General features: G+C 58.4%; 10 protein-coding genes and 1 pseudogene. 4 read left to right on the forward strand and 7 right to left on the reverse strand.

Going from position 1 to position 12,687, the window contains the following annotated elements:
- The first annotated feature begins 14 nt into the window (after positions 1–14).
- Positions 15–2,525, forward strand: a complete 2,511-nt coding sequence (locus ACXHRN_RS07725) for a glycogen/starch/alpha-glucan phosphorylase (RefSeq protein WP_488640739.1) — start codon at positions 15–17, stop codon at positions 2,523–2,525.
- A gap of 155 nt (positions 2,526–2,680) precedes the next feature.
- Entirely contained in the window at positions 2,681–5,143 is a 2,463-nt protein-coding gene (locus tag ACXHRN_RS07730; RefSeq protein WP_488640740.1) for a phosphoketolase family protein, read from the forward strand.
- Positions 5,144–5,224: 81 nt separating this feature from the next.
- On the opposite strand, the gene ACXHRN_RS07735 is transcribed toward ACXHRN_RS07730, so the two are convergent.
- The 7 genes and pseudogenes from ACXHRN_RS07735 to ACXHRN_RS07765 form a co-directional block, all read right to left on the reverse strand.
- Positions 5,225–5,905, reverse strand: a complete 681-nt coding sequence (locus ACXHRN_RS07735; RefSeq protein ID WP_488640741.1) for an aminotransferase class V-fold PLP-dependent enzyme — start codon at positions 5,903–5,905, stop codon at positions 5,225–5,227.
- The gene (locus ACXHRN_RS07740) at positions 5,902–6,474 is read right to left on the reverse strand and encodes an aminotransferase class V-fold PLP-dependent enzyme (protein WP_488640742.1); all 573 of its coding nucleotides are present in this window, start codon (positions 6,472–6,474) and stop codon (positions 5,902–5,904) included. The genes ACXHRN_RS07735 and ACXHRN_RS07740 overlap by 4 nt, the downstream gene beginning before the upstream one ends.
- 51 nt (positions 6,475–6,525) lie before the next feature.
- Positions 6,526–6,990, reverse strand: coding sequence for an NUDIX hydrolase (locus tag ACXHRN_RS07745; RefSeq protein WP_488640743.1), 465 nt, complete (start codon positions 6,988–6,990; stop codon positions 6,526–6,528).
- A 58-nt stretch (positions 6,991–7,048) separates the two neighbouring features.
- Positions 7,049–8,074: an alcohol dehydrogenase AdhP gene (gene adhP / locus ACXHRN_RS07750; RefSeq protein ID WP_488640744.1), complete on the reverse strand. Its 1,026-nt coding sequence runs from the start codon at positions 8,072–8,074 to the stop codon at positions 7,049–7,051.
- Between the two features lie 223 nt (positions 8,075–8,297).
- Positions 8,298–9,616, reverse strand: a pseudogene (locus ACXHRN_RS07755) (glucoamylase family protein).
- A 570-nt stretch (positions 9,617–10,186) separates the two neighbouring features.
- Complete coding sequence (locus tag ACXHRN_RS07760) at positions 10,187–10,438, reverse strand: hypothetical protein (RefSeq protein WP_488640745.1); 252 nt, start codon at positions 10,436–10,438, stop codon at positions 10,187–10,189.
- A gap of 149 nt (positions 10,439–10,587) precedes the next feature.
- On the reverse strand, positions 10,588–11,004 hold the full coding sequence (locus tag ACXHRN_RS07765; protein ID WP_488640746.1) for a hypothetical protein: 417 nt from the start codon (positions 11,002–11,004) through the stop codon (positions 10,588–10,590).
- A gap of 347 nt (positions 11,005–11,351) precedes the next feature.
- Between ACXHRN_RS07765 and ACXHRN_RS07770 the strand changes: the two genes are divergently transcribed.
- Together ACXHRN_RS07770 and ACXHRN_RS07775 are read left to right on the forward strand one after the other, a co-directional pair.
- A complete protein-coding gene (locus tag ACXHRN_RS07770) occupies positions 11,352–12,170 on the forward strand; it encodes a DUF2189 domain-containing protein (protein WP_488640747.1) in 819 nt (272 codons plus the stop codon).
- 95 nt (positions 12,171–12,265) lie between these two features.
- Positions 12,266–12,652 carry a c-type cytochrome gene (locus tag ACXHRN_RS07775; RefSeq protein WP_488640748.1) on the forward strand — a complete coding sequence of 129 codons (387 nt, stop codon included), beginning with the start codon at positions 12,266–12,268 and terminating at the stop codon, positions 12,650–12,652.
- Positions 12,653–12,687 lie beyond the last annotated feature (35 nt).

Here is a 12,687-nt window from a genome sequence, read left to right on the forward strand (position 1 = left end):
GGAGGTCTCCTAGCATGGCCAACGAGGGCGCAGCAATTCGGGCCGATCGCGCGCAGCCTGCTACCCCGCGCGGTCGCTCGTCGGAACGTGATCGCGAATCGATCCAGCCAGCCGCTTATCCGGACTCGCTTTTCGAAGGCCACCTGCTGTTCGACAACGTTATGCCGCCATCGGAGGTCGGAAATCGAGAGCGCTACGAAGCGCTGGCGCGTTCCGTGCGCGACCTTCTTTCTGATCAGTGGCAACGAACAGACGCCACATATCGGCGCGAAAACCCGAAACGCGTCTATTATCTTTCCATGGAGTTCCTGATCGGTCGTTCGTTGAGCAACAACATCGTCAATGTTCAGCTCGATCCGGTCGCCGCCAAGCTCTTCAGCCGGCATCAGCTCGATAAATCAGCCATCCTGCAGGAAGAGCCGGACGCCGGACTTGGCAACGGGGGATTGGGCCGGCTTGCGGTATGTTTCCTGGATTCGATGGCGACGATGCAATTGCCCGCGATGGGTTACGGCCTGCGCTACGAGTATGGCATGTTCAAACAGTCGATCGTCGATGGCTGGCAACGAGAGCAGCCCGACAACTGGCTCCGACGGCCCGATCCCTGGGAAGTTGCCCGTCCGGGTGAAGCGGTCGAGATCAGGCTTGGATGCTCTTTCGAAATTCGCGGAGGCAGCCTGCGCGCGATAGAAGGCATTCCGTCGAGCTTGATCGGCATGCCATACGACAGACCGATCGTCGGGTATGGTGGAAAGACAATCAACACCTTGCGGCTCTGGGCGTCGGCAACCCCCGATAATTTCGATTTCCAGGAGTTCAGCGGAGGCGACTTCGTCGACGCGCTGGCGGAACGGCTTACGGCGGAAACCGTGACACGCGTCCTTTATCCCGACGACTCGACGGCGGAAGGTCGCGGCCTGCGTTTCGTCCAGGAATATTTTCTCGTAGCATGTTCCGTTGGGGATCTGATCCGACGCTTTAGGAGCGGTAACCCGGACTGGCACAGCCTGCCCGACAAGGTGGCGATCCAGCTGAACGACACGCATCCGAGCCTTGCTGTTGCCGAACTGATGCGCATCCTGCTCGATGAGGCGGCTTTGGAGTGGGAGGCTGCATGGGACATCACAAGGCGGACCCTTGCATATACGAACCATACTCTCCTTCCCGAAGCGCTGGAGACGTGGCCGATGCGCTGGTTCGAACTGCTGCTGCCGCGCCACCTCGAGATCATCCTCGAGATCGATCGCAATCTCAGGCAGGCGGCTTCGGCCCGCTGGCCTGGTGATGACGGTCGCGCTGCTAGGGTCGGCATCGTCGAGCCGGAAGGCGGACGGCTGGTGCACATGGCCAATCTCGCGATCGCAGGCTCGCATAGCACGAACGGCGTGGCCGCCATTCATTCCCGGCTGTTGCGCGACGTCACAGTCAGGGATTTGGCCGAACTCTTCCCGGAGAGGTTCAACAACAAGACGAATGGAATTACACCGCGCAGGTGGCTCCTGCTCGCAAATCCGCGACTGGCACGTTGCATCACCGAAGCTATCGGGGACAGCTGGATCACCCATGCCTCGGAACTGCGCAGGCTGATGCCGCTTGCCAGCGACACGAGCTTCGTGACGTCCGTCCGCGGCGCCAGGCGGGAAGCCAAATTGCGCTTCCGCGACTGGCTGGAGGCGAGTGCCGGCATCGCGATCGATCCCGACAGCATCTTCGACAGTCAGGTGAAACGTATCCATGAATACAAGCGACAGTTGCTAAACGGACTTCGGATCGTTGCACTCTACAACAGGCTGAAGTCGAATCCGAACCTCGATATCCAGCCTCGCACGTTCCTGTTTTCCGGCAAGGCTGCGCCGGCCTATCACGTCGCCAAGCTGATCATCAAGTTTCTCAACAATGTCGCCGCGACGATCGATGGCGACCCCGAGATACGCGGTCGGCTGAAGGTGGTTTTCCTGCCGGACTACAACGTCTCGCTGGCCGAACGTCTGATCCCGGCGAGCGATGTGTCCAACCAGATCTCGACCGCAGGCTATGAAGCCAGCGGGACGAGCAACATGAAGTTCATGATGAACGGCGCGCTGACCATCGGCACGCGAGATGGCGCGACGATCGAAATGGCGGAAGCGGCAGGCGAAGAGAATTTCTTCCTGTTCGGCCTGACAGCGGAGCAGGTCGCCGGCAGTCGCGGCTGGTATAGTCCGTGGTGGCATTACGAGAACGAGGCCGAAACCCGAGCGGTTCTCGACTTGATCCTTTCTGGCCACTTCTGCCGGCACGAGCCGGAGGTCGTGAACGCCATGCGCAACGTCCTGCTGGCGGGCGGCGACACATATTGCCATCTGGCGGATTTGGGTCCCTACCTCGATGCTGACCAACGCCTTCAAATGCTCTTCCGTCGACCAGACGAATGGACAGGAAAAGCGATCCTCAACATTGCCAGTTCGGGGCAGTTTTCAAGCGACCGCACCATTGCAGAATATGCCAACGAAATCTGGAATGCCAAGCCCTGCCCGGTCACTTGAGCGCAAGCGAGATCGGATGCGGGGCGCAAAGTCGAGTTTGTGAATGGAGCCGGCTGGCCACCAAGACAGGCGCAACGCTAGGCGCGTGGCGCGCCTGCAACCGAAATGCTGGATCGCGCTTGTAGCATCAGTTCAAACAAGGTGAGGAAACCTCCATGGCTTCGCTTCAGACGGCAAGGAACGTATCGACCGCAACCGGCGACCGAGTGGATGACAAGCCGCTATCGGCGGAAGAACTCGAGCTCATCGACGCCTACTGGCGGGCGTCGAACTACCTTTCGGTCGGGCAGATCTACCTTCTCGACAATCCGCTGCTACGTGAACCGCTGAAGCGTGAACACATAAAGCCGCGCCTGCTGGGCCACTGGGGCACATCGCCCGGGCTAAACATGCTCTATGCCCACCTGAATCGCGTCATCAAGCGCGATAACCTGGAAATGATCTACATAATAGGCCCGGGGCATGGCGGCCCATCGCTGGTCGCGCATGCCTACCTTGAGGGCACCTATAGCGAATTCTACCCGAACATCAGCAGCGACATCGAGGGAATGCAGAAGTTGTTCAAGCAATTCAGCTTCCCGGGAGGGATTCCAAGCCACGTCGCGCCGGAAACCCCCGGCAGCATCCACGAGGGCGGAGAGCTCGGATATGCATTGAGCCACGCCTATGGCGCGGCCTTCGACAATCCAGACCTGATCGTCGCCTGCGTAGTCGGTGACGGTGAGGCCGAGACCGGGCCGCTCGCAACCGGATGGCACGGCAACAAGTTCCTGAACCCGGCGCGTGACGGCTGCGTGCTGCCGATATTGCACCTCAACGGCTACAAGATCGCCAATCCATGTTTTCTTGCCCGCATTCCTGAGGGCGAATTGACGAAGTTCTTCGAGGGCATGGGCTACAAGCCGTATTTCGTCGAAGGCAGTGATCCGGTTTCGGTGCATCAACAACTTGCCAGCGTGCTCGACACAGCCGTCGCGGAAATCAAGGCGATCTGGGCCGATGCTCGAACGAATGGAAATGTCAAGCGCCCGGCCTGGCCGATGATCGTCTTCCGGACACCGAAGGGATGGACCTGCCCCGAGGAGATAGACGGCAAGAAATGCGAGGGCTATTGGCGAGCCCACCAGGTGCCCATGGGCGAGATGGACAAGCCGGAGCACATTCGCATTCTGGAACAGTGGATGAAAAGCTACCGGCCGGAGGAACTGTTTGACGACGACGGCCGGTTCAAACCCGAACTGGCTGCTCTGGCGCCGACGGGACACCGCCGTATGAGCGACAATCCGCACGCCAATGGCGGCGTCCTGCTGCGCGACCTCAAGATGCCGGACTTCGCCGACTATGCGGTGCCGGTTCCCGCGCCCGGCGAAACGACAGCCGAATCCGCGCGTGCGATGGGCAAATTCCTGCGCGACGTCATGAAGCTCAACATGGGGGCAAAAAACTTCCGCCTGTTCAGTCCGGACGAGAACAACTCAAACCGCTGGCAGGATGTCCTTGAGGTTACCGATCGCTGCTACATGGCGGAAATCTATCCCGAGGACGACCACCTGTCTCCGGACGGGCGCGTGATGGAAGTGCTCAGCGAACACCAGTGCCAGGGATGGCTGGAAGGCTATCTGCTGACCGGTCGCCACGGCTTCTTCTCCTGCTACGAAGCTTTCATCCACATCATCGACTCGATGTTCAACCAGCATGCCAAGTGGCTGAAAGTGTGCAACGAGATCCCCTGGCGCAGGCCCGTGGCATCCCTGAACTACTTCCTCAGCTCGCATGTCTGGCGGCAGGATCACAACGGCTTCAGTCACCAGGATCCAGGCTTTATCGACCACGTCGTGAACAAGAAGGCCGACGTGATCCGGGTCTATCTGCCGGCGGACGCCAACACGCTTTTGTCGGTCACGGACCACTGCCTGCGCAGCCGCAACTACGTCAATGTGGTCGTCGCCGGCAAGCAGCCTGCGCCGCAATGGCTGACGATGGACGAGGCGATCACGCATTGCAGCGAAGGGCTCGGAATTTGGGAGTGGGCGAGCAACGACAAGGGCGTCGGGCCTGACGTCGTGATGGCATGCTGCGGGGACGTTCCGACGCTGGAGACGCTTGCCGCTGTTCAATTGATCCGTCAACATCTGCCGGAATTGAAAGTGCGCGTCATCAATGTGGTCAATCTGATGAAGCTCCAGCCCGAGCGCGAGCATCCGCATGGGCTGTCAGATCATGACTTCGATGCACTGTTCACGAAGAACAAGCCGGTTATATTCGCCTTTCACGGATATCCCACGCTCATCCACCGTCTGACCTATCGCCGTACCAATCACGCGAATTTCCACGTTCGCGGCTACAATGAGGAGGGGACGACGAGCACGCCTTTCGACATGGTGGTGCTGAACAAGCTCGATCGTTTCCATCTCGTCGAGGATGTCATTGACCGCCTGCCGCAGTTGGGTGCTCGGGCAGCCTACTTCAAGCAGGCCGTTCACGAGAAGCTGATAGAACACCGCCAACATATCGAAAAATACGGCGATGACATGCCCGAGATCAGTGGATGGAAATGGGGAACCGCCACTTCGCCAAGAGAGACGGGCAAAACCTCGACCGAGGGGGACAACGTATAGGTGCGCTCTTATCTTGAATAGGAACAAGCCTTGCGGCTCGTGCCGCAAGGATCCCGCCTTGGAGCAAGCGACCTTGATCAGTCAGATCTTGACCAGATCCCGCATCGACGCGACGCCGTCGAGGGCCCGTTTGATGTGCGCTTGTGTGTTGTAGACGTGCGGGCATAATCGAAGGCCACCACTCGACGATGCCGCGATCCCGTACTTGCCGTACAACGTATCAACGACGGTTTTCTGGTTCTGCTTGGGAACTTCGATGATGACCACGCCGCTGCTCATCGCCGGATTTTCAGGAGTGACGAGGGTTGCGCCCAGTTCCTTGAGGCCTTGTTTCAGCTGGGTTGCAAGGTCACGAATGCGAGCCTCGATTCGTTGCGGTCCAATCTGCGCATGGATATCGGCGGTGTCCGCAATTGCAGCGATCGCCGCATCGTCGCACTGGCCGAGCGTTTCGAATTTTTTTGCATTTTCAAGGTCGAGTTCGACCTTGATTTCCCCGGTATAGCCGATGGTGTTCGGCCATATCTCTGGCGCGCGGCCCTTGCGGACATACAGGATGCCAACCTCTTTCGGCCCCATGAACCACTTGTGTGCGCTGGCAGAGAACGAGTCGCATCCCATGTCATGCAGGTCGAGGACCGATGCACCCCAGCTTTGAGCTCCGTCGACATGGCAATGGATGCCCCTACCGCGGGCCATTGCCGCGAGTTTCTTTGCGGGCAGCTTCAGCCCGCTAACATTGGAGCATTCTGTAAAGCTCAAAGCCGTGGTGCGATCGGTGCAGGCTCGACAACCTGCTCATCGCTTTCTGGAAGGCGCGGCACCGCCACGCGGACGATTTTCAGGCCGAAACGTTTGGCCCTGATGTCCCATGCCTCGTTGTTCGTGACATGGTTCTGCTCCCACAGGACGATTTCGTCGCCTTCCTTGTAGTTGAGGCCGTTGGTGATGACGCTGTTTGCTTCCGATGTATTGCGCACCAGAGCGATCTCATCCGGATCGGCGCCGATCTGAGCAGCCACTTTCGCCCGGGAACTGCTCAGCCGGTCGTTGAATTGCGCCCTGTTGTTCAGCGATACGTCATAATCCACGATACGGGTGAGCTCTGCCACTTTGTCGGCTACGGCCTGAAACGAGGGACACAGATTGGCGCTGTTCATGGGTGTGGCTGTTTCGGGAAATATGAACTGGTGCCGGATCAGGTCCCAATACATGTCGCCGGTGATGGTGTCGGCGCTTGCAATCGACGCAAGAAGACTGGAGGTCGTGGCGGCGGCTGCGGCCGCGCCGGCAATCTGGATCAGGGACCTGCGGGTGATGGGCGCTTGCATTGCATTTCTCCTCGTTGTGGTGGGGAAGAGTGCGTAGACAGGGTATGTCGGCTATTCACAGTCATCTACTTCAAGCAATATCCTCCGCAAGCCAGGTCGCGAAACGGCTCTCGCTGCCGCGGCGATCGGGACCCACTTAACTCCGCGAAGGTTTTTCTCCGGGTAATCCGTCGCGCGATCATGGACTTCCACAAGGTGGACGCGCACGCAATAGATCCCGTCCCCGGTGGATTTTCGGTAGGAATAGCCGCCTATCGGTGACTTGCTGGCGGTCCCTAAGACGCCCGCTTCCTCAAACGCTTCGCGTTCGGCTGTGGTCCAGGCTGGCTCGTCGGGCTCCATGTGCCCCTTGGGAATGCCCCATCGACCCGTGCGCAGGCTGCTGACCAACAACACTTCCTGAACGCCGCTGTTGTTGCGGATGCACAAAGCAGCGGCTTGTTCGACGATGACTGTTGCGCTGGCAGGGCCGGATAAAGCACCTCGCTCAAGATCCAACGATTTTACTTCGACCATGCCGATATCCTCCCCCAAGGCTGGCGTGTTCAATTTTGGGCGTCTCTTGCGACGAGTGTTACTGAAGGTCGATGACGATGCGACCGTCGATCTGGCCTTCCACCATGCGGGCGAAGATGTCGTTGATGTTTTCGAGCTTGTCCCAGCTGAAATGCGAACTGACCTTTCCTTCGGCGGCAAATTCGATCGCTTCCTCAAGATCCTGGCGGGTGCCGACGATCGAGCCCCGGACCGTGATGCGCTTGAGGACGGTATCGAACACGGGCAGGCTGATCATCGACGGCGGCAGGCCCACAAGCGCCATCGTGCCCTTGGAGCGTAGCATGTGGAAAGCCTGTTCCATGGCTTTTGGCGAAACCGCCGTCACCAGCGCCCCGTGCACGCCGCCAACCCGCTTCTGCACTTGATCCACCGCGTCCGGCTCGCGCGCATCTACGGTCAGGTCGGCGCCCAGCTTGCGGGCGAGATCAAGCTTGCTTTCGGAAACGTCGACAGCAATGACATGCAAGCCCATGGCCTTCGCATACTGAACCGCCATATGGCCCAAGCCGCCGATGCCTGAAATCATGACCCATTCACCGGGATTGGCCTCAGTCTCCTTGAGCCCCTTATAGACGGTGACACCTGCGCACAGCACCGGCGCGGCGGGACCGAACTCCAGTTTGGAGGGCAGGATGCCGACATAGTCGGGATCGGCCAGGCCGTATTCGGCGAAGGATCCGTTAACCGAATAGCCGGTATTCTGCTGGCTGCCGCAGAGCGTTTCCCAGCCGGTTCGGCAATAGGGGCAGAAGCCGCAAGCGGTGTGAAGCCAAGGGACGCCAACGCGGTCGCCTTCCTTCAGGCGCTTGACTGATTTGCCGGCCTTTGCGACGTAACCGACGCCTTCGTGGCCCGGGATGAAGGGCGGGTTCGGCTTCACTGGCCAGTCGCCATGGGCTGCATGCAAGTCTGTGTGGCATACGCCGGTTGCAGCGAACCGGACGAGGATCTGGTCGTCCGCAGGTTCGGGAATTGGCCATGCCTCAATGGTGAGAGGTTTGCGAAACTCGCGCACGACGCCTGCTTTCATCATGTTCGGCATTGATTGTCCTCCCCTAGCGCTTTGAGTGCGCAATTGTCGGTCGAGGCCCGGGGCTACCCAAGCGGCCGGCGACACTCCCAAAGGGGAGCGTCGACGCTGATCGATTTAAGTAAACACAATCAGGATATCATAGGGCATATTAGTCGAAACTGAAATTCAGAAATGGCGATAGCGGCTCTGTCGTCGTATTCAGTCAATCGCGATATCGGGGGACGGCGACATCCTAAAGCCAACCTCCATTGAAACCCGCGCGACGCAGGCCGGTCACCATCGGCTGGCACCGGCGCAGGATGTTCCATAGCAGGCCGGTCCTGTAGTTTTCGACCATCAGTACAACCGGCCCCTGGTCTATGCCGAAATGATGGGGGCTGACCCACCATCCTGTATCACTGTCTTCCACCCTGTATGTCTGGTTGAAGGAGGGTTTAAAGCCATAGAGACGCGTCATACCCAAGTGCATTTGTGCAAAGGCCCTGACGGTCGGAATGACGATCTCCGGAGCAAAAGGCAATGAAGCCACAACTACCCATGGCGACACAGTTCCGTCGTCCGGTCCGAATGGTGCTCCGCGACCGAGGTAGTCGAAGAACTCCCTTTGCACACCATCGACCTCCTTCGTAATCCAGCCAGGTCCATCGCTTGCCGTAAACCCCCAGCAGTGCTCACCATAACCCACGAAGTTCATTGGATTGCGAATGGCATATTCCTGCTGGACGTAGGTCGCATGTCGGCTGTTCAGGAAGTAGTCGCTGTTATGGTCTCGCATGAACTGGTCGCGGATACCGCGGAAGTCGATCCACATGTGCGAGAGCTGGTGTGTGAAAAGCGGTGCCGAGTAAAGCAGTTCGCGCCCGTAGATGTTCCTCCACTCGTAGGTTTCGGCATAGGCGGAATAGGCTTCGGACGGCAACGGATGGGTCGGCGACCCCAGTCCGAGGATGTAGAGCAGCAGGCCCTCGTCGTATCCCCGCCATCGATAGGGAATGAAGCCGTTTTCCGGGCGCCAACCGTGGGTCAGTGTAAGCCCGTGATCGCAAGCCCAGTTCCAATCGGCTCGCTCATAGAGGGTGTTGGCAAGTCGCCGAATTTCGGCTTCGTCAGCGGTATCGCCGTCGAAGTAGGTGGCCACGGTCAGCGCGCCTGCAAACAGGAACGCCGAGTCGATGGTGGACAATTCGCATTGCCAGACCCGGCGGCCGGTCTCTATGTCGAGGAAATGATAGAAAAAGCCCTTGTATCCGGACGCATCAGGGTCTGGTCCTTGCGGGCACTCCAAGAGAAACTGCAATCGCCTCCGGGCAATCGTGGCCGCAAACTTGCGGATCATGATGCCGCGTTCCACCACAACCGGAATCGTCGCCAATGCCATTCCGATTGCGGCGATACTTGCGGGAGCATCGGCTTGTGTCTTATCTTGAACCAATCCGTTGTCGGATTGGTGCAATGAAGATAGTACAGAAGCGACAAGAACTGCAGGCGGCCAAGGTCTCGCCCGGTGGGCAGAGCGTGATGTGCTGGGTCGGTTGATAACAACTTGGACATGTACCTAACCAGAGGTCACTCTAGTGTCGTGGGGCGCGGCCGCCCTCGGCAAGAAATTCGCAGCCCAAAAACTGGCAACGCATACCGCGGCAAACCCCAGCTTTGTTGTCTACGTTGACGCAGACTGTCGTTGATGTTGATATAGTGTGGCTCATGTCATACCCCGGCCAATACTACGCAACGTGTGGCTCAATCGACGAACCTGCTCCACTTGGCGAAGACAGGTACAATACGATGCAACCGTGCGCCGATCCAGTATACCACATCCAGCTACCACCGCGCCCGAAGGGGATGGCAGGGTAGTTGTCGGCGCAAAGACATGGGCATTCAACAATACAAAACGATCGGCGATTGGCCTTGCGGTGCTGACTGGGGTTGCAGAGGTAGGCCAAGGGCGGGTGATAGTGTTCATCGGCTTTAGCTTCGGTTTTTGACACGCCGGCACGCGTTTCCCGTTTCGACAAGCTCGCAGTGGTGGGCCAGGCGGTCGAGGAGGCTCGCGCACGAAGCCGCACGAGCACTCTTATCAACGCCCGATTTGATGCCCCCGCTCGACCTGTCAGTTGCCGATCAACCCGCAACTCCATATGTCTTTGCCCGCTCATAAATAATCCCCGCGAGTTCGTCTTGCGTCATGCTCATAGGGTCAATCGCTCCCTCACGAATGCTTTGGATCAATCCGAACAGCAGCCTGAGATATTTCTCCGTATGGCTCAGGTTTGGCGATACATAGCCACGTGGGTGAGGCGAGCCACAGCGCTGCCAGGCGCCGAACAGCAGTTTGAGCAGCGCTGGCTTTGACATATCTTGGTACTTCATCATCAACAGAGTTCGTCCAATATCCGACAGTTGCAGCCGCGGTGGTATACCTCTTTCCAGAAGAAACGAGATCAACCCAGCCGATCCCGGTTCAGTCAACGGCTCCCCGCCAAGCCTAAGAGTGCTGCGATGGTCCAACTCATCTTGAATGATCAACGTGTCGCGGAGACGGATGGTCTCGTTGAGCTTGGCTTCCTCGTTCTTGTCAAACGGCCCAACGAACTGCGGCCCTCGGTGTGGTCGATGATAATGTCATCGGGATGCGGAAGGATACTTGGAGCTGGTTCACCGCGCTTTTTTGCTTCAGCGATTTCAGCTGACCAAACCCGCTTGTATTCCGTCCAGCGTTCAATCGATTTTCCCCTTTGCAAAGCTTCGGCCTCATGGGCTTTTTGGGCGAGGCCGATAAACGTCGCCTGCGAGCGGGCATTGCCGGAATAGGGGCGAGGTGCTGTCAACGGCAGCATTTCAATTGAAGGGGAGTGGATGTTCATAGGTACGCCACAGATTGCCAGAAAGCCTTGGAATACAGGGCTTTTGGTGATCTTGCTGTTGTCATGCTTTCCCATTCGTTTCCACCTAAGCCTGCTTTTCTGGGATCGTGGACCTCTTGTGCGACGACAGCCGAGCCTCGCCCGCATTTCGCGTTCAACAAGTTCAGGGGTAAATCCGACATGGAACAACGAGAGACCTGTAACATCTCTCGGTGCTGCCGCCGTTCTCATGGTGACCATGGCGCCAAGGATGTTTCGATAAGGTGCCGCAGAAGCGTAGGATTCCGTAGTCGTGTGAGCAGGCGACAAAGCCGGTAGGATCTGGTAAAACCAAATCGCCAGTTGTGGTTCGACGCGACGGTGAATGATTGCCGGGCGTCTATTCACTGCCAGCCGGATTACGGCTGAGAAGGAGACGCGCTATGGCAACATCGCATGTCATGGTCAATGCGCACGGGGAATTTGCGCGCCCCGTGGTTCAAAAGATTGGCATCGCGGATATCACCGATGCACTGAGGCTGGGGCTCAAAGACTTCAGCGCAAAGCCGTCACACTACGTTTTTCTCTGTCTTATGTATCCGATAGCGGGCATCTTCCTGGCATACTGGAGTGCGGGGGCGAATTTGGTGCCGTTGCTCTATCCATTGATGTCGGGTTTTGCCCTGGTAGGCCCGATTGCTGCACTCGGTCTCTACGAGATCAGCCGGCGTCGCGAACAGGGGCTGGACAGTTCCTGGCATCACGCGCTGGAAGTGCGCCACTCTCCGGCACTGCCGTCTATCATCGCGGTCAGCGTCATGCTGTTCGCACTCTTTATCTGTTGGTTGATTGTGGCTCAGCGAATGTATGTCTCAGCCTTCGGTGACGCGGCTCCGACGTCGATCTTCACCTTCCTGTCAGACGTATTTGCGACCCCTCAGGGGCGGTTTCTCATCCTGTGGGGAAATCTGGCCGGATTCGTATTCGCGGTGGTGGTTCTGGCGACGACGGTGGTCACTTTCCCGCTGTTGCTCGACCGTCACGTCCGCGCCGGTGTGGCCATCAATGCAAGCATACGTGCCACGTTTGCCAATCCGGGGCCGGTTGCACTCTGGGGCCTGATTGTCGGGGTTTTGCTCGTTGTCGGCACGATCCCGCTCTTTATTGGACTCGCAATTATCATACCTGTCCTTGGGCACTCCACCTGGCATTTCTATCGCAAATTGATCGCCCCCGTCAGCGAGGATCAAACACTGTCTTGAGAATCGCCGTCTTGGATTTTCGCTTACAGCCGTCACACTATGTCAGACTGCGCCGGTTTTTGCTTCGGGCGGACTGACCAACAATGAGGATTGCCATGTGGTATCGTGTTGTTCTGATCAGTCTGCCACTTTTCGCTGTTTCGGCGGTCGGAGCGCTCTCTCAGGAAGGTGACGCCGAGGCTGGCGCGACCATTTTCAAGAAATGCGCCATCTGTCACATCGCTGACACCGACAAGAACAAGGTCGGCCCCTCCTTGCACGGTGTGTTCGGCAGAACGGCTGGCACGCACCCGAACTTCAGCTACTCCACGGCGATGCGGGAGGCCGGTGCGGGCGGGCTCGTCTGGGATGAGGCATCGCTGCGCGATTATCTGCACAATCCGAAGGCCAAGGTGAAGGGCACCAAGATGGCCTTTGCTGGACTGAAGGACGACGCCGACATTACCAATCTCATCGCCTATCTGGAGCAGGTCTCCAAATAGCTGATATGCATGCGCCGTCGCCCTCCGCGGTGTCG

It is taken from the genome of Shinella sp. OV683 (assembly GCF_057787725.1).

Bases quoted from the DNA above. Each gene is read 5' to 3' on its own strand.
- ACXHRN_RS07725 (WP_488640739.1), top strand. From the start codon at position 15: ATGGCCAACGAGGGCGCAGCAATTCGGGCCGATCGCGCGCAGCCTGCT.
- ACXHRN_RS07730 (WP_488640740.1), top strand. From the start codon at position 2,681: ATGGCTTCGCTTCAGACGGCAAGGAACGTATCGACCGCAACCGGCGAC.
- ACXHRN_RS07740 (WP_488640742.1), bottom strand. From the start codon at position 6,474: ATGCAAGCGCCCATCACCCGCAGGTCCCTGATCCAGATTGCCGGCGCG.
- ACXHRN_RS07760 (WP_488640745.1), bottom strand. From the start codon at position 10,438: ATGATGAAGTACCAAGATATGTCAAAGCCAGCGCTGCTCAAACTGCTG.
- ACXHRN_RS07775 (WP_488640748.1), top strand. From the start codon at position 12,266: ATGTGGTATCGTGTTGTTCTGATCAGTCTGCCACTTTTCGCTGTTTCG.
- ACXHRN_RS07745 (WP_488640743.1), bottom strand. From the start codon at position 6,990: ATGGTCGAAGTAAAATCGTTGGATCTTGAGCGAGGTGCTTTATCCGGC.
- ACXHRN_RS07770 (WP_488640747.1), top strand. From the start codon at position 11,352: ATGGCAACATCGCATGTCATGGTCAATGCGCACGGGGAATTTGCGCGC.
- adhP (WP_488640744.1), bottom strand. From the start codon at position 8,074: ATGCCGAACATGATGAAAGCAGGCGTCGTGCGCGAGTTTCGCAAACCT.
- ACXHRN_RS07765 (WP_488640746.1), bottom strand. From the start codon at position 11,004: ATGGGAAAGCATGACAACAGCAAGATCACCAAAAGCCCTGTATTCCAA.